At 72.4% G+C, this 16,726-nt stretch carries 15 protein-coding genes; 7 read left to right on the forward strand and 8 right to left on the reverse strand.

Going from position 1 to position 16,726, the window contains the following annotated elements; translation table 11 throughout:
- Nucleotides 1-168 precede the first annotated feature (168 nt).
- A complete protein-coding gene (locus tag ACIBEC_RS20805; RefSeq protein WP_360501413.1) occupies nucleotides 169-918 on the forward strand; it encodes a phosphatase PAP2 family protein in 750 nt (249 codons plus the stop codon).
- A gap of 28 nt (nucleotides 919-946) precedes the next feature.
- On the opposite strand, the gene ACIBEC_RS20810 is transcribed toward ACIBEC_RS20805, so the two are convergent.
- From ACIBEC_RS20810 to ACIBEC_RS20825, 4 genes are all read right to left on the reverse strand, one after another.
- Nucleotides 947-1,624, reverse strand: coding sequence for a response regulator transcription factor (locus ACIBEC_RS20810; protein ID WP_360501410.1), 678 nt, complete (start codon nucleotides 1,622-1,624; stop codon nucleotides 947-949).
- Complete coding sequence (locus tag ACIBEC_RS20815; protein WP_360501407.1) at nucleotides 1,621-2,928, reverse strand: sensor histidine kinase; 1,308 nt, start codon at nucleotides 2,926-2,928, stop codon at nucleotides 1,621-1,623. Before ACIBEC_RS20815 ends, ACIBEC_RS20810 begins: the two co-directional genes overlap by 4 nt.
- Nucleotides 2,929-3,069: 141 nt before the next feature.
- A complete protein-coding gene (locus ACIBEC_RS20820; RefSeq protein ID WP_360501404.1) occupies nucleotides 3,070-3,918 on the reverse strand; it encodes an ABC transporter permease in 849 nt (282 codons plus the stop codon).
- Nucleotides 3,915-4,874 (reverse strand): ATP-binding cassette domain-containing protein, encoded by a 960-nt coding sequence (locus ACIBEC_RS20825; RefSeq protein WP_360501402.1) that lies wholly within the window; start codon nucleotides 4,872-4,874, stop codon nucleotides 3,915-3,917. The genes ACIBEC_RS20820 and ACIBEC_RS20825 overlap by 4 nt, the downstream gene beginning before the upstream one ends.
- A 205-nt stretch (nucleotides 4,875-5,079) precedes the next feature.
- On the opposite strand from ACIBEC_RS20825, the gene ACIBEC_RS20830 reads away from it, so the two are divergent.
- Nucleotides 5,080-5,463, forward strand: coding sequence for a hypothetical protein (locus ACIBEC_RS20830; protein ID WP_360501399.1), 384 nt, complete (start codon nucleotides 5,080-5,082; stop codon nucleotides 5,461-5,463).
- Nucleotides 5,464-5,646: 183 nt separating this feature from the next.
- Here the strand turns inward: ACIBEC_RS20830 and ACIBEC_RS20835 are convergent, their stop codons facing one another.
- Entirely contained in the window at nucleotides 5,647-6,327 is a 681-nt protein-coding gene (locus ACIBEC_RS20835) for a TetR family transcriptional regulator (protein ID WP_360501396.1), read from the reverse strand.
- An 80-nt stretch (nucleotides 6,328-6,407) separates the two neighbouring features.
- Here ACIBEC_RS20835 and ACIBEC_RS20840 point away from each other — a divergent pair, with 80 nt between their 5' ends.
- The 4 genes from ACIBEC_RS20840 to ACIBEC_RS20855 all read left to right on the forward strand — a co-directional run bounded on the left by ACIBEC_RS20840 (nucleotide 6,408) and on the right by ACIBEC_RS20855 (nucleotide 9,144).
- Nucleotides 6,408-7,283: an SDR family NAD(P)-dependent oxidoreductase gene (locus ACIBEC_RS20840; RefSeq protein ID WP_360501393.1), complete on the forward strand. Its 876-nt coding sequence runs from the start codon at nucleotides 6,408-6,410 to the stop codon at nucleotides 7,281-7,283.
- A 197-nt stretch (nucleotides 7,284-7,480) separates the two neighbouring features.
- Nucleotides 7,481-8,314: a PIG-L family deacetylase gene (locus ACIBEC_RS20845; RefSeq protein WP_360501391.1), complete on the forward strand. Its 834-nt coding sequence runs from the start codon at nucleotides 7,481-7,483 to the stop codon at nucleotides 8,312-8,314.
- 220 nt (nucleotides 8,315-8,534) lie between these two features.
- Nucleotides 8,535-8,657, forward strand: coding sequence for a hypothetical protein (locus ACIBEC_RS20850; protein ID WP_360501388.1), 123 nt, complete (start codon nucleotides 8,535-8,537; stop codon nucleotides 8,655-8,657).
- A gap of 112 nt (nucleotides 8,658-8,769) precedes the next feature.
- Nucleotides 8,770-9,144: a hypothetical protein gene (locus ACIBEC_RS20855; RefSeq protein ID WP_360501385.1), complete on the forward strand. Its 375-nt coding sequence runs from the start codon at nucleotides 8,770-8,772 to the stop codon at nucleotides 9,142-9,144.
- Nucleotides 9,145-9,206: 62 nt separating this feature from the next.
- On the opposite strand, the gene ACIBEC_RS20860 is transcribed toward ACIBEC_RS20855, so the two are convergent.
- Nucleotides 9,207-10,754, reverse strand: a complete 1,548-nt coding sequence (locus ACIBEC_RS20860; protein ID WP_360501382.1) for a long-chain fatty acid--CoA ligase — start codon at nucleotides 10,752-10,754, stop codon at nucleotides 9,207-9,209.
- 409 nt (nucleotides 10,755-11,163) lie between these two features.
- On the opposite strand from ACIBEC_RS20860, the gene ACIBEC_RS20865 reads away from it, so the two are divergent.
- The gene (locus ACIBEC_RS20865; protein ID WP_360501380.1) at nucleotides 11,164-11,814 is read left to right on the forward strand and encodes a lytic polysaccharide monooxygenase auxiliary activity family 9 protein; all 651 of its coding nucleotides are present in this window, start codon (nucleotides 11,164-11,166) and stop codon (nucleotides 11,812-11,814) included.
- Between the two features lie 147 nt (nucleotides 11,815-11,961).
- On the opposite strand, the gene ACIBEC_RS20870 is transcribed toward ACIBEC_RS20865, so the two are convergent.
- Nucleotides 11,962-13,659: a phospholipase D-like domain-containing protein gene (locus tag ACIBEC_RS20870; RefSeq protein WP_360501377.1), complete on the reverse strand. Its 1,698-nt coding sequence runs from the start codon at nucleotides 13,657-13,659 to the stop codon at nucleotides 11,962-11,964.
- Nucleotides 13,660-13,909: 250 nt separating this feature from the next.
- Nucleotides 13,910-16,660, reverse strand: coding sequence for an alkaline phosphatase family protein (locus ACIBEC_RS20875; protein WP_360501374.1), 2,751 nt, complete (start codon nucleotides 16,658-16,660; stop codon nucleotides 13,910-13,912).
- Nucleotides 16,661-16,726 lie beyond the last annotated feature (66 nt).

Raw genomic sequence — 16,726 nt, forward strand, 5'->3', positions numbered from 1 at the left:
GGGGCCGCCGTGGCGTGGCTGCGCCCCGCCGGGCGGTGCGCGCCGCGAGCATAGGGCCTGGCGTCGCCGTCCCCCGGTCGGCGGCCGCGACCGGACGCGACCGGAGGCGGCTGCGACCGAACCCCGACGGTGACCGAACCCCGTTCCCGAGGAAAGGCGTCGTGCTCGATGAACCCCCCGCCGGGACCTGCCCGCCCGCCCGAACCCGATGCGCGGGCGGCCGACGGCGGGCGCCGGTGGCTCCTCGTCGCGGGGATCGCGGGCGTGCTGTTCACGGTCGTGGCCGTGCTGACGGCCGCCCACGGCTGGGCGCCGTACCCGTTCGAGCGGGCTGCCAATGACTGGAGTGTCACCCACCGGCCGGCCGCCGCCCGGAACACGGCCGTCGCCCTCACCTGGCTCGGCAGCGGCGTGGTGCCCTACCTCCTCGCCCTCGCCGCCGGGGCCGTCACCCTCCGCGCCGCGCCCGCGCCGCGTTCCCCACGCCGCGCCGTCCTGCAGCTGACGGGCCCCGTGCTGTGGCTGATCGCGGGCCAGCTCCTGCGGCTGGGCGTGATGCACGCCTGCGGACGGCCCCGGCCGCCGCGGATGAACTGGGCGACGGACGCGTCCGGGTTCTCCTTCCCCTCCGGCCACTCCTTCACCGCCACGGTCAGCGCCGGTCTGCTCGCCCTGGCCGTCGCCCGGGCCCGCCCGGCCCGGGCCGGGGCCGCGATCGCGGGCGCCGCCGTGTTCGCCGTCGCGATCGGCCTCACCCGCGTCTACCTCGGGGTGCACTGGCCCCTGGACGTCCTCGGCGGCTGGCTCCTCGCCGCCGGCTGGCTCGCCGCCGGCGCCGTCGTCCTGCGCCCGGGCCCACCGCACCGCCGCCGGACACCCGGGAGCCCGACGGATCACCACGCGAGCGACCGAAAGTGACCACCCCGGGAACCCGGCGGGTGCCCGCTCAGACCGGCGGCTGTGCCCGGGCCAGGCCGCGGTCGTACGCGAAGATCACCGCCTGTACCCGGTCCCGGGCGCCGATCTTCGCCAGGACGCGGCTGACGTGCGTCTTGACGGTCGACTCCGCGAGCACCAGGCGTTGGGCGATCTCGCCGTTGGTCCAGCCGTTGGCGACGGCGATCAGGATCTCGCGTTCGCGGTCGGTCAGGGCTTCCAGCCGGGGGTCGGCGGCGGGTGCCGTGCCGGGCGGGCGGATCGGCAGGCGGTGGGCGTAGGCGTCGAGGAGGCGCCGGGTGATGGCGGGGGCGACGACGGCGTCGCCCCCGGCGACGGAGCGGATCCCGGAGAGCAGCTCCTCGGGGCGGGCGTCCTTGAGGAGGAAGCCGCTGGCTCCGGCGCGCAGCGCGGCGTGGGCGTACTCGTCGAGGTCGAAGGTGGTCAGCACGAGGATGCGGGAGCGGCCGCCGCTGGCGACGATCTGCCGGGTGGCCTCGATGCCGTCCATGCCGGGCATGCGGATGTCCATCAGGACGACGTCGGGTCGCAGGTCGGCGGTCAGCCGGACGGCTTCGCCGCCGTGGGCGGCCTCGCCGACGACCTCGGTGTCGGATTGGCTCTCCAGCAGCATGCGGAACCCGTACCGCTGGAGTGGCTGGTCGTCCACGATGAGGACGGTGGTCACGTCGGTCCGCCTGTCGGGTCGGGGGTGAGGTCGAGTACGGCCTCCACGCTCCATCCTGCACCGGGGCCGGGGCCCGCCGTGACGGTGCCGCCGTAGAGCGCCGCGCGTTCACGGATGCCGGCGAGGCCGTGGCCTTCGCCGCCGGGGTGCGCGGGTGTGCGGGCGTCGGGGGGCGGCCCGCTGTCCTGGACGCGGACCCGCAGCCGGTCGGTGTCGGCGGTCAGGGTGACGTGGGCCCGGGTGTCGGGGCCGGCGTGCTTGAGCGTGTTGGTGAGCGATTCCTGGACGATGCGGTAGGCCATGAGTTGCATGCCGCGGTCCAGGCGGTCGAGGTCGCCGGCCGCCGTGTACACGACCTGCGGTCCGGCGGCGCGGATGCGGGCGCACAGCCCGTCGAGGTCGGCGATGCCCGGCTGCGGGGTGAATTCGGCGGTCTCGTCGCCCTGGTCGCGCAGGACGCCGAGCATGCGCCGCAGTTCGCCGAGTGCCTGGCGGCTGGTGTCGCCGATCAGCAGCAGGGCCTCCCGGCCGCGCTCGGGGGCGGCCTGGGCCGCGTAGGCGCCGCCGTCGGCGAGGGTGACGATGACGGACAGGTTGTGGCCGATGATGTCGTGCATCTCGCGGGCCACCCGGGTGCGCTCGGTGGCGGTGGCGAGCCGGCTGCGCTGGTCGCGTTCGATCTCCAGGCGGGCGGCGCGTTCGCGCAGTCCGGCGAGCTGGGCGCGCCGGATGCGTACCGCGATGCCGAGGGCGACGGCCGCCGTGGCGGCGCTGAACAGGAAGAACAGGGCGTCGCCGACCGGCAGCCCCCCACCGGAGACGGCCACGGCGACCAGGGCGACGGCGCCGACCATGGCCCCGCAGGACCAGGCCAGGTGCCGTAGCCGGCCGTGCAGGGCCAGGCTGTACAGGGCGACCAGCAGGGCGGCGTCGGCGCGCAGGCCGACGCCCAGCGACCACTGCAGGACGAAGACCGCCATGATCGCGACGAAGGCCGCCGTGGGCCGGCGGCGGCGCCACAGCAGCGGGACGACCAGGCCCGCCTGCAGGGCCAGCGTCGCGGGCAGCGACAGCCGGGCGAGGACGATCCGGTGCTCGCGCGGGCCCTCGCCGTGCCCGGGGAGGAGGTCCGGCAGGCAGAACAGCAGGATGGCGGCGACGACCACGGCGGCGTCGAGCACCCAGGGGTGGTCGCGGTCCGCCTGGCGCACCCGTTGGCCGATCCGGGCCAGGCGCGCGAACAGCGGGCCGGACAGGACCTCGGCTCCGGTGAACGGGCCCGTGGAGGTGGCGTGCTCGCTCACCGGTGGCACCTCCCTGGTCGGACGTCTGTACTGCACGATCGCGGAAAGCGGCGCCGGTCTGTCCCGGCGCCGCACTCCGATTGTCTCAGGCCTCGTGCCGCAGGCGCCGTGCCTCAGGCATCAGGCCTGACGCCTGGTACCTCAGGCGTCGGTGCGCACCAGGCGCACGGCGGCTCCCGTCAGGGCGAGCACCGTCCAGCCGAGGAAGACGACCAGTCCGGCCGTCGGCGACAGCGTGGTGCTGTCGTGCTGGAGGGCGAACATCGCCTCGCCCGCGTGGCTGGGCAGGTAGGGGCTGATGTCGCCCTGCCAGGAGCTGGGCAGCAGCGAGGTCAGCCCGGGGATCAGCATCAGCGAGGCCACCAGGACGGCGATGCCGCCCGCCACCGAGCGCAGCAGCGCGCCCAGCGCGACGCCGATCACGCCGACCAGCGCGAGGTAGAGCCCGGCTCCGAGCAGGCCGCGCACGACCCCGGTGTCGGAGAGGGTCATCGCGGCGCGGGTGTCGGCGAGGATCCGGCTGTCGACGAGGAAGGTGGCGAACACCCCGACGGTGCCGAGGACCAGCGCGATCACCCCGAACACGGCGGCCTTGGACCACAGCACCGGCAGGCGGCGCGGCACGGCGGCGAGCGTGGAGCGGATCATGCCGGTCGAGTACTCGCCGGCGGCGACCAGGACGCCGAGGACGCCGAGTGCCAGCTGGGCGAAATTGGTGCCGAACAGGGACAGGCTCAGCGCGCTCGCGGTGGCGAAGTCCCGGTCCATCGGGCGGCCCTCGCTGATCCGCGACTTGAACTGGGACGCGGCGATCAGGCCGAACGCGACCAGGAAGAGCAGGGCGAGGCCGAGGGTGATCCAGGTGGAGCGCAGCGACCACAGCTTGGCCCACTCGGAGCGCAGCACGCGCAGTGCGGTCACCTTGTACGCGGGGCGGGCGGGCCGGAGGTCGGCGGGCGCGGACGTCGGGCTCGGTGCGACAACGCTCATGCCGCGCTCCTCGGGGTTTCGGTGCCGACGGTGTCGGCGGCCTTGGCGGTGGTGGTGCCGTGGTACTCGACGGCGTCGCGGGTCAGCTCCATGAACGCCTCCTCCAGGGAGACCGTGCGGGGAGTGAGCTCGAAGAGCGCGATGCCCTGTTCGGCGGCGGCGAGGCCGATCTCGCGGGCCGTGCGGCCGGTGACCAGGAGTTCCTCCGAGCCGGCTCGGCCGGTGATCTCCACTCCCGGTCCGGCGAGCGCGGAGCGCAGCCCGGCCGGGTCGGCGCTGGCGACCTTGACCGCGTCGCCGCCGGCCTGGCGGACCAGTTCCTGCACGGTGGTGTCGGCCAGCAGCCGACCCCGTCCGACGATGATCAGGTGGTCGGCGACCAGGGCCATCTCGCTCATCAGGTGCGAGGAGACGAAGACGGTGCGCCCCTCGGCGGCGAGCCCGGTGAGGAGGTTGCGGATCCACAGGACGCCCTCGGGGTCGAGGCCGTTGACCGGCTCGTCGAGCATCACGGTGGCCGGGTCGCCGAGCAGGGCCGAGGCGATGCCGAGCCGCTGGCCCATGCCGAGCGAGAACGCCCCGGCGCGCTTGCGGGCCACCGACTGCAGGCCGGTCATCTCGATGACCTCGTCGACCCGGCCTCGCGGGATGCCGTGGGTGTGGGCCTGGGCCATCAGGTGGTTGAAGGCGGAGCGACCCGGGTGGATCGACTTGGCCTCCAGCAGCGCGCCGACCTCCTGCAGCGGCGCCGCGTGCTCGGCGTAGCGGCGGCCGTTGACGCGGACCGTTCCGCTGGTGGGGGCGTCGAGACCGACGATCATCCGCATGGTGGTGGACTTGCCCGCCCCGTTGGGCCCGAGGAAGCCCGTCACCGTGCCTGGCCGGACCGTGAAGTCCAGCCGGTCGACGGCGGTCTTCTCGCCGTACCGCTTCGTCAGCTGGTGTGCCTCGATCATCGGTCATCCCTGTGCTCCGGGGCCGGGCCGTCCCGGCCGCCCTCGCCTTCCACGCTAGGGGCAGGGGCGGCCGGATCCGTGGTACCGGGGGCCGATCATCGACGCGCCCGTAGTACCGCGGTACCACGGGCCACGCGTCGTCCGGGCAGCTCGACGGGTGACGTTCCCGCGGGTCGGCCGCCACCGTCCGGGGGTCGGAGCAGGCTTGGCCGGTACGGAAGCCCACCGCCGCCCCTGCGTCAGCTCTCCGCGGCCCGAGCGCGGCCCGGCGCTCGACGTCCTGCGGATCGCCGAGCAGGCCAAGGCCGAGATGGACCTCAAGTCCGTCATCCTGAGGGTCACCGTCGACGGCCGCGAGCTCGTCACGACCGCGCTCGGCGAGTCGATGACGGGCGTCCCGGCCGAGCCCGCCATGCACTTCCGGAACGGCAACGTCAAGGCCCCCGCTTCCAGGAGGCCGTCTACGCCGACCCGTTCCGCCAGTGGACGCCCGAGGAGCTGCGCCCCGGGCGGCCACAGCGCCCACACCATCGCCCAGCGCATCGCCGCCGCCCTCGCCCCGGACCACCCCATCCCCGACTTCGGCTGAGCCACCGCGCACACCGGCCCCGGTCCTGCTCGGACCGGGGCCTGCCGGTGTCCGCAAGGACGTCAGGCCTCGCCCTGCTCCCGGAGGATCCGTTCCACGCGGCGAACGCGGCGCGCACGCGCGGATCGTCGGTGCGCCCTGACCAGGGAGGACTCCGCACTCACGCGGCGGCGTGACCGCCGGTCAGTCCTGCGCGGAACCCGCGCCCGCGGACAGTCCGAGGATCGTCGCGGTCAGGATGCGGGCCAGCCGGGGTTCGACCTCGATGACGGCGTGGGCGAGGCGCGGGTCGCTGCGGTAGAGGGCGGCGACCTCGGCGCCCGGGTTCGCGATCTGCCACATCGCCCCGGCCAGGGCGACGGCGGTGGCGATCAGGTCGACGACGTCCTGGTCGTTCAGGGTGGGCACCTGCGCGCGGACGGCCGCGGTGATCGGCTCACGGGCGGCGCGGGTGGCGAGCTTGAAGTCGCGCACCGCGTCGAGCGAGACGTTGCGTTCGAGGTTGAGCGGTGCGTGCGCGAGCAGGTCGCAGAACATGCCACGGGCCGCGAGCGTGGCGGCGAACGCCCGCGCCACGGCGGCCGGACCCGGGTCCGCGGCGTCCCGGAGCCGCTCGGACAGCGCGTCCGACCAGTCCTGCCAGCCCTCCGCCGTCAGCCGCAGGAAGATCTCCTCGCGCGTCTCGAAGTACCGCAGCAGCGCCGACTTGTGCATGCCCACCGCGGCGGCGATGTCGGTCAGGGAGACGTCCCGGATGCCGCGCTCCCGGCCGAGTGCCCGGGCCGCCTCCAGGATCGAGGCCTCGCGCAGGCGCTTGGCCTCGGGCGAGCGCGCCCGCTGGAACTCCGATGCTGCTGCTTCCACCCGCCCATCGTAGAACAACGCCGTTGCGGTATTACCGCAACACCGTTGCACTATTACCGCAACGGTGTTTTACTAACGGCATGGAACAGACTTGGTTCATCACCGGCAGCTCCCGCGGCTTCGGCCGCACCCTCGTCCGCGCCGCCCTCGAAGCCGGCGACCGGGTGGCCGCGACCGCCCGCCGCCCCGATCAACTTGCCGACCTCGTAGAGGAGTTCGGCGACCGGGTCCGACCGATCGCACTCGACGTCACCGACCCGGAGGCCGCCCGGGCGGCCCTCGCCGAGGCGCACGCACACTTCGGCCGGATCGACGTGCTGGTGAACAACGCCGGCTACGCCAACGTCTCGCCGATCGAGACCACCGAGGACGCCGACTTCCGCGCCCAGTTCGAGACGAACTTCTGGGGCGTCTACCACGTCACCAAGGCCGCGATCCCGCTGCTGCGCGAGCAGAAGGGCGGGCTGGTCATCCAGTTCTCCTCCATGGGCGGAAGGGTCGGCGGCTCGCCGGGCATCGCGTCCTACCAGGCGGCGAAGTTCGCCATCGACGGCTTCAGCCGCGTCCTGCGGGCCGAGACCGCGCCGTTCGGCGTGCGGGTGCTGGTCGTCGAACCCAGCGGCTTCCGCACCGACTGGGCCGGCTCCTCGATGGTCGTCCACGACGTCCCGGAGGCCTACGCCGAGACGGTCGGCGCCGTCAACCAGCGGCTGCGGCAGAACAGCGACGGAGCCGGCGTCGCCGGCGACCCCGTCCGGGCCGCCGAGATCCTCGTGCGGATGGCCAAGCGGCGCGACATCCCCCACCACCTGCCCCTCGGGGTCAACGCGGCCGAGGGCTCCATCGCCATGGACCGCCGGCTCCTCGCGGACGACACCAAGTGGCGCGAGGTCTCCCGCTCCGCCGACTTCGCCGAGGCCTACCCGGCCCCCTTCCCGCCGGACTCCACGCACTGACCGGCCTCCACGCCCGCCCCCACCTCCGGGTCCCGGCCGTCTCCGTCTTCGCGTCCGTCTCCGTCTCCGTGTCCGTTCCGTGTCCGCGTTCGGGAAGTCGGCGCCCGTCCGGTCGGTTACCCGATAATGCGCGGCGGCCGTGTGCCGTCGTAGCGCAGACTCGGAGCGAGCACTTTCCAGACCGGAGGATGGTTTTCATGATTGACCGGCCGTTGACGCTGATGGCAGTACACGCCCACCCCGACGACGAGGCCAGCGGAACCGGCGGTGTCCTCGCGCGGTACGCGGCGGAAGGCATCCGTACGGTCCTCGTCACGTGTACCGACGGCGGTTGCGGTGACGGACCTGACGGTGTCAAGCCGGGCGACCCCGGGCACGACCCGGCGGCCGTCGCCGCGATGCGCCGGCAGGAACTCGAGGCGAGCTGCGAGGTCCTGAAGGTCAGCCACCTGGAGCTGCTGGAGTTCGCCGACTCCGGGATGATGGGCTGGCCGACCAATGACGCACCCGGCTCGTTCTGGCGGACGCCGGTCGAGGACGGCGCCGCCCGCCTCGCCGAACTGATGCGCCACTACCAGCCCGATGTGGTCGTCACCTACGACGAGAACGGGTTCTACGGCCACCCCGACCACATCCAGGCACACCGCATCACGATGGCGGCACTGGAACTGACCGGGATGACGCCCAAGGTCTACTGGACGACGGCGCCGCACTCGATGATGCGGCGGTTCGGCGAGATCATGCGCGAGTTCGGCACGGACCGGGAGGAGCCCGAGCCCACCGAGGCCGCCGAACTGCCCGAGATCGGCCTCCCCGACGAGGAGATCACCACCTGGGTGGACACCACCGAGTTCGGCGACCAGAAGTTCGACGCCCTCGCCGCGCACGCCAGCCAGGGCGAGAACATCTTCTTCCTGCGCATGGGCAAGGAGCGTTTCAACGAGCTGTGGGGCGTGGAGACCTTCGTCCGGGTCAAGGACGCCACCGGCGCGGCCGTGCCGGAGACCGACCTCTTCGCCGGGCTGCGCTGACCCCCGGCGCGACTCGAACCGCTCGGCCCGCTCGGCCCGTTCCGTGACACCCGCCGCCCGGCTCGCTCGACCTTCGGGTCGGGCGGGCCGGGCGGCGGTTTCGATCGGGCGGCGGCGTTCTGCATCGGTGGAAGCGGGTTCTGCGCGTCACCGCCTCCAGCACCTCCGGCGCCGTCACCTCCTTCGCCCAGAACTGGGCCAAGGTGCACGACGGCAACGTATGGACGGCGAGGCGAAGAAGCTGGACAAGTACGCGTCGGCGCTGACGGACCCCCGCAACAAGGTCAACCACCTGGAGCTGATCACCAACGACGGCAAGGCCACTCCTACTTCCAGGCCCTGATGACCGCCAAGGGCGTCACCGGCAACGTCCGCGTCGTACCGTGACCGTGACCGCGACCGAAGTACCCGGCCCGCACCCGACCCGCAGCACCGAGAGATAGCGAGAACACCCCGTGGGAGCCACCTTCTACGTCAGCGCCGACCGCGAGCAGGCCGGACCGTGGACCTTCACCGGCGAACAGCTGAAGGACTGCGTCCGCCGCCACTGGCCGGACGCCACGGTGAGCGGCGCCTTCGAGCACTTCCTGGAGATCCACGCCGAGGTCGAGCCCGGCCGGTGGGCGGAGGTGTCGTACAACCTGCGGCACGGCGCCTTCTCCTTCGAGGACCGGGAACCGCACTCCGCGCCGCTCACCGTCATCTACGCGGCGCTGCACGAACTGGCGCCCGCCGTACCGGTGGTCTGGTGGGTCGACTACGACGCCGAGCTCGAGCCCCTCGACCTGGCCGGCGGCCGGGAGGCGTTCATCGACAGCTTCCCCGCCTAGGGTCCGCCTGGGGTCCGCCTGGAGTCCGCCCGCCCGGGGTCCGTTCTCGACCGCCCGGCCGGTCACCTGAGTTCGCGCTTGAGGATCTTGCCGGTGGCGGTCATCGGCAGGGTCTCGACGATCTCCACGACGCGCGGGTACTTGTGGCCGGCCATCTGCTCCCTGCCCCAGGCGATCAGTTCGTCGGGGGTGGCCCGGGCATCGGGGTTCAGGATGACGTACGCCTTGACCTCCTCGCCGTGGCTCTCGTGGGGCACGCCGACGACCGCGGCCAGGCCGATCGCGGGGTGCGTCATCAACACCTCCTCGATCTCGCGCGGGTACACGTTGAAGCCGCCCCGGATGATCATGTCCTTGGCGCGGTCGACGATGTAGTAGAAGCCGTCCGCGTCCCTGCGGGCCAGGTCGCCGGTGCGGAACCAGCCGTCCCTGATCGCGGCGGCGGTGGCCTCGGGCCGGTTGTGGTAGCCCTTCATGACGGCGTGGCCCTTGACCGCGATCTCGCCGACGGCGCCGGGCTCGGTGACCTCCGACCAGTCGTCATCGATCAACATGAGCTCGACGCCCCAGATCGGCACGCCGATGGAACCGGGGCGCGGCTCGCGCTCCGGGTCGGAGAAGGTCACCACCGGCGAGGTCTCGGAGAGGCCGTAGCCCTCGAGGATCCGGATGCGGAACCGCCCCTCGACCCGGCTGAGGAGCTCCACCGGCATCGGGGCGCCACCGGAGACGCCGATGCGCAGGTTGCGGGCGATCCGGTCCACGTCGACGGCATCGGTGAGGGCGCCCAGCAGACCCCACCACATGGTCGGGACACCGGCGAAGAAGGTGATCTCCTCGGTGTTCATCAGCCGCACGACCTCCTCCGCGTCGAAGCGCGGCACCAGGTGGAGGGTCGCGGCCGTCGAGAAGCCGGTGTGCATCTGGACGGTGGAACCGAAGGTGTGGAACAGCGGCAGGCACAGGACGTGGCTGTCCGTGGCCGGCGTGCTCCGGAACATCCGGTTGCAGGCCAGCACGTTCATCACCGTGTTCACGTGGGAGAGTTCGGCGCCCTTGGGCTGACCGGTGGTGCCCGAGGTGTAGAGGATGACGGCGGTGTCGGTCGCCTCGGTGGCCACCGCGTCGAACACCGGGGACTTCCCGGCCAGCGCCGCGCCCATCGTCTCCGTCCCCTCGATCGGCGAGGGCGCGGCCGGATCGGCGGTGATCAGGAAGAAGTCCTCGCAGGTCCCGACCTCGTCGAACGCCTTCCGGCCCTCCTTGCCGATGGCCAGGCCCGGCGTCCCCTCGGAGCAGAAGTACGCCTTCACCTCGGCGTCGCGCAGATGGTAGGCCACCTCCCGCGACTTGAGCAGGATGTTCAGCGGGACGACGACCCCGCCGGCCTTGAGGATGCCGTAGTAGACGACCGGGAACTGCGGCAGGTTCGGACAACTCAGCGCCACCCGGTCACCGGGTCGGATCCCCCGTTCCACGAGCAGGTTGGCGACCTGGTTCGCGGCGGCGTCGACCTGGGCGTAGGTGAGCCGCGTCGGGCCGAGGACCAACGCGTCACGGTCCGGGTGCGTACGGGCGGAATCCTCGAGCAGGACCGACAGGTTCAGCATGACACCTCCGAAGGTGCGGGTCCGGGCCGAGCGGCGGAGGGCTGCTCGGCCCGGCCCGGGACGGGTGGGACTCCTACGGTTCACACGCGGTTCGGGCGCCGAAGCGGTGGGTGCAGTCGTCGGCACGGCGCACCGCGACATCATCGTCCTCGGAGCGGATCACCGCTACAGGGCCCGCCTTCAACTCTCCTGCCGCGCGCCCACGCGTTCACGCGTCGCCCTTCGAACGGAGGAACCGCGCCGTACGCGGCCACCGTCATTCCGACGGGCCAGGCACGGATGCAGTGGGCGGGATGCCCGGTGTTCAGTGGGGAACGTGCGCCGGCGCCCGACTGATCGTCCGGTACCCGCACGCGGCCCGGTGTGATCCGGGCCTTCCATGGGGGGAATCGCACTCTGGAGACTTCCGATGAGCAAGGAACAGGCCAAGCCCGGCACCGAAGCGTCGACGATGAGCGGCGAGGCGATGAAAGTCCGGCACGGCCGGGTGACCGATCCGGCGTCCCGGGCGGCGCTCTACATGCCCGAGTGGATCGCCAACGAGATGGAGTCGGGCAAGTTCTTCCCGGCCACTCAGGGCGGTCTCGCCGACCCCGTCGCCCCCGACGACGTCCGGAACGACATCCCCCCGATGGACGGGCGGATCGCGAGCGCCAACCGCGCTGACGCCACGCAGCTGGACGAGCCGATGGACCCCGACGGCCGGGAGTGGCGGAGCCACGAGGTCGTCCCGGGCCAGTCCCTGGCCGTCGTGTGGAACTACGCCATGGCCCACAAGACCCGCCGGTGGAACTACTTCATCACGGAGGCGGACTGGGACCCGGCCAAGCCCCTGAGCAGGGCGCAGTTCGAGCCGAAGCCGTTCCACAGCGTGGAACTCACCTGCCAGCCGTACTGGTCCTGCGGCGAGGAGCTCAACCCGCCGATCCCGACCACGCACACCATGGTGCTGCCCACCCGCACGGGGCACCAGGTGCTCCTCGCGGTGTGGGAGGTCGCCGACACCGCCCGGGCCTTCTACCAGGTCATCGACCTGAAGTTCACGGGGACGCCGAAGTAGGCGGGAACAGGCTGATCTGCCCGCCACCTCGAAGCCGGGCACCTCTCCACCGCGCCCCCTGCCCGTCGACGGGCAGGGGGCGCGGCGCTGCCCGTCGGGCCGAGGTCCGGCGAGCGTGGCCCGACGGGCCGTCAGGGCGGCGTGGTGTCAGCCCTGGCAGAGGCCGCGGGTGTAGTCGACGGTCGCGGCGGCCTGCGAGTACTGCCACTGCGGGGCGAGCAGCTGCTGGTCGAGCTGCGCGGCGGCGGCGCGGTTCTCGACGACGTAGCCGAAGTCCTGCAGCCAGGCCGGGTAGAGGTTCTTGGAGCCGATGAAGAAGGCGGATCCGTCGACCGAGACCAGCTTGTGGTGCAGCGCGTAGGGGTGGCCGTCGGCCCAGGTCGGGGTGGCGGCGGCGCGGAAGGGGGCGAGCTGGAGGTTGTGGCACATGGTCGCCTTCGCCTGCGCCGGGTCGCCGAGGCGGGCGGTGAGGCGGGCGGCGAGGGTGTCGCTGATCTCGTTCAGGGACTTGATCTGCGAGTAGCCGCCGCTGCCGACCGTGCCCCGGTTGCCGGGGTCGCTGACCACGATGCGGACCTTGACGCCGTCGGCCATCTTGGCCGCGAGCAGGTCGAAGAGCCGCACATCGTAGCGGGGCAGCGGCGGGCAGGTGCCGGTCACGTCCTGCTGGGAGATGTCGATGCGGCTGCCGGCGCTCGCGATCAGCGTGCGCAGGGCGGCCTCCTCCGGGTTGACGCTCGCGTAGTCGCGGTCGGCGTTGGTGTTGTCGTGCAGGCCGATCGGGCCGCACTTGACGTCGTCGGCGGCGGGCACCGGGTCCGGGCGGTAGGCGGAGGCGGAGTCCTTGTCGCGGATCCCGACGCCCAGGCCGCCGACGGCGATCACCGGCACTCCGCCGGTGGCGGGCACCTGAGCGGCCGACGGGTTGCGGCGCCGCTCCAGGTCGGGGGTGCAGGTGGCGCCGTGGGAGGAGGCGAACCAGGCGGCCGAGAACACCCCGGTGTTGCGGCAGGTCCAGTCCCACAGGGTGTCCAGGTAGGCGCCGGCGGAGGCGGCGGCCGGGCCGTTCAGCGCGAGGTCGACGTCGGTGACCGGGTGGGCGGTGTCGAGGTAGTCGTTCTTCCAGTTGTTGATCCCGCCGGTGATGACGCTCTGCCCGTCCACAACCAGCAGCTTGGAGTGGTTCCAGGAGAACGCGGTCTTGGCGGTGGTCATCGCGGCGACCTCGAGGGTGACCCGGCCGGCCGCGTCACCGAGCTTGGCCACCAGCTCGTCCCGGTACTTCGACGGCAGCGCGGTGATGTTGTACAGCGGCGCGGCCCCGGCGAGGATCCGCACGTGCGGCGCGTTGCCGGCGGCCACCGAGGCCTTGAGGCCGGCCACGATGGCGTCCTGGAACGCGCCGTCCGGGAACGGTGCGAGCGTCGATATGTCGACGGTCCGGGTGGCGCGCGCGATGTTCTCGCGCATGGTGTCGAGCAGCCGGCGGGTGCCGGTGCGCTCGGTGCAGGAGGGGTCGCCCCAGCAGCCGGGGGTCTGCAGCAGCCAGCCGCCCGGGTCGTCGGCCGGCGCGTCGAGCCGGTTGCCCGCCGTGCGCTGCCACACCGTCCCCTCCAGGCCGGGGGACACCTGACGCAACGCCTGTTCCACCGCGTCCAGGTGCGGGGTCGCGTCGGCTTGCGCGGCCGGCACGGGGGCCGACACCGTCGCCGCCGGGGCCGGGACCGGGGCGGGGGCCGGGTCGGCGAACGCGGGGGCGACGGGCAGCGCGCAGGCGGTGGCGACGAGGGCCAGCGCCGATCCGGCGAGACGGCGTCCGGAACGGCGGGACTGGTGATCGAGCACGTACAGGTCCTTCATGAGGGGCCGGGGATGTTCACCCGAGCGACATCGTTGGATTACCCAAGAGTAACCTGATGTGATGTCAGGATCCTGCCAACGTACCGGCGCCACAGCTCGGAGCGGCCGGCCGCCCACGCGGGAACGACCGTGCCCCGGACCGGAGTTGGCCGGCCCGGGGCACGATCGGATTTTTCCGCGGAGATCGGAATTCCCCGGTCGGGACCGGAATCCCCCGGTGGAGGTCGGAGCCCGGTCAGCCGTCGGTCTCAGCGGACGGCAGGTAGGAGCCGGGCACGTCGTTCGGCGCGTGGATCCCGGTCTCGCCCGGGTACGGCGTGGTCCAGTTGTGCGTCTGGTACCAGACCAGGTGCTCCATCTGCGCCGGGTTCGCGTGGTCCGGCACCGCGTTCGGTCCGGTCAGCCGCTGCTGCGACCTCCAGGCCTCCCACTGGGCCGCGACGGCCTGCTCCGCCGCCGGCGGCGCGGTCGTGGCGGGCACCGCCGCCGCGCGGAGGTCCTGCGCCCCGGGCACGTCGACGCCGCACGGAGGCGGTGTCTTCAGGCCGTCGGTCAGCGAGGTCCGGTTGGGCACCGCCGTGTACGGCGTGTAGTCCGGTGTGCGGGTGAAGGCCGTGGCCATCGGGCTGGCTGCGCTGTCCTTCTGGTTCATCGGGTGGATCCCGAGGATCTGCTCGATGGTGCGGACCATGGTGATCTGCGTGTAGTAGCGGCTGTCGACGGCCCCGTGCTGCGCCCACGGGCTGATGATCTGGATCGGCGCGCGGTGCCCGTCCACGTGGTCGAGGCCCGCCTGGGAGTCGTCCTCGACGACGAAGACCGCCGAGTCCTTCCAGTACTCGCTGTGCGAGATCTCGTCGACGATCTTCCCGGTCGCCAGGTCGTTGTCGGCGACCTGCGCGGCCGGGCCGGCCGGACCGCCGGTGTGGTCGCTGGACAGCCACAGCATGTTGAGGTCGGCCGGGCCGTTCTGCTCGAAGTCCTGCTTCCAGATCTGGTACCGGTACAGGTCCGGCACGCTGGTGTCGAACTTGGGGAAGCCGGGCACCGACACGCTGTTGAGCGACGGGATCGGCGACGACGAGTTCAGCGTGTACGCGCTGCCCTGGCCGCTCCCGTCCATGGACTTGGCGTCGCAGTACAGGTTCTGCCAGCTCGCGTCGGCCGGCTTGGTCAGGAACTGGTGGAACTCCCCGAAGTCGCGCACCGTCCGGCCCGCCGCCTGCGCGCCCGTCCACAGGAAGCCCGTCCGCTGGTGGCCCAGCGCGTCGTCCTCGGTGTCGTAACTGCGCTCGTACTCGCCCGCCGAGGACTCGGTGTACTCCGGATTGTCTGCCTGCATCAGCCAGTTGTGGCCCTCGGCGGAGTTCGTGCCGATGTCGTAGGTGTTGTCGTAGAGCCCGAACTGCTCGGCCAGCGCGTGCTGGTTCGGCGTCACGTTCACGCCGAACTGGGCCAGCTTCGGATCGCCGTTGGCCTTCGCCACGTCGCCGAAGAGCTGGTCGTAGGTCCGGTTCTCCTTGACGATCAGGAAGACGTGCTTGATCGGCGAGGGATCGCCGATCCGGTTCGGGACCGGCACCGCCTTCGCCTTGTGGCCGTTCGCCGTCCTGACCGCGCCGTCGGTCCAGCCGTTCTGCCGGAAGACGTCGGCGGTCCGGGAGCGGATCTCCCGGTCGCCGGGCAGGGTGAACTGGGTCAGGCTGGAGGTGGTGTCGTGGGTCTTGTGCGCGCCGGTGCTGTCTGGCCGCCGCGCGTCGATGCCACGGGTGTTGGAGACGACCACCTTCGAGCCGACCGTGGCGACCTCCGCCGGGAAGTAGTCCGTCGGCAGCAGGCCGACGTAGCCGACCGGCTCCTGCGCGCCGCTGAAGCGGTAGACGGCCACCGCGTTGGCGCGGCCCAGGGTGACCAGCAGCCGCCCGTCGTCGGTGAGCGTCACCGCGGTCGGCTCGTAGCCCACCGAGGCCTCCGGCCACGGCTTGGTCGAGACGGTCTGGACGACCCTGCCGTGCGCGGTGTCGATCACCGACACCTCGTCGCTTCCGGTGTCGGTGACGAACAGGACGCCGTTCTTGGCGTACACCGCCGTCGGGTGCAGGCCGACGGCGACGGACCGGACGGCGGCGGCCGGGTCCGCGAGGTCGATCACGCTGACGGTGCCGGTGGTCGTGGCACCGGTCGCCGGATCGGCCGGCACCTGCGTGCCGTAGGAGTTGAGCGTGTCGTCGTCGGCCGTGGCCGCGCGCCCGCCCTCGTTGGCCACGTACAGCTGGTGGCCGACCCGCGCGATGCCGCGCGGGGCGTTGCCCACCGTCCAGCTGTGCCGGATCGCGCCGCTCGCCGCGTCGATGGCGACCACCCGGTTCTGCCCGTTGACCGCCGCGTACACCGTCGAGCCGTCGGCCGAGAAGACCGCCCCCGACGCCAGCGCGTGCTGGTCGCCCTCGGCCGGGATCGGCACAGCCGCCGGGGCGGCCAGGGTTCCGTCGGCGTTCACGGAGAACCTGGTGTAGCCGTCGAGCCGGCCCAGCCACAGCTGCTTGCCGTCCGGCGAGTACACCGGGGACTCCTGGCCGACCGCACCGCTGGGGATGTGCAGTTCGTCCACCGCGGCGGTGCCGACGCGCTGCCGAACCTTCCCGGTCTTCAGGTCCACCACGACCAGCGCCGCGTCGCCGTCCGCGACCGAGGCCGCCAGGTGACCGCCGTCCGGGCTGATCGCGGACCCCATCAGCTTGCCGTCGTCGACCACCGACCGGCTGCCGTACGGGGCGAGGTACTGGTCGCTGGAAATGACCTGGCCGTCGGCGTTGACCTGGCCGACCTGGTCCGTGCCGAACTGATGGGTGGTCGCGAAAGCCGTGCCCGTGGCCACGGCCACCGCCGTGACGCAGGCCGTGACGAGTGTGGCGCGGCGGCCCGCACGGCGGCCGCGAAGGACGAAGTGCTCCTTCTGGGAACGTCGACGACGCGTTACCTGCATGGCGTCAGCCCTTCCTTGGGTTCGGTGAGTTCGGTGAATTCGGTGCGATCGGCGGGTTCGTCGGGT

This window comes from Kitasatospora sp. NPDC051164, from assembly GCF_044455625.1.
Taxonomy (GTDB): domain Bacteria; phylum Actinomycetota; class Actinomycetes; order Streptomycetales; family Streptomycetaceae; genus Kitasatospora.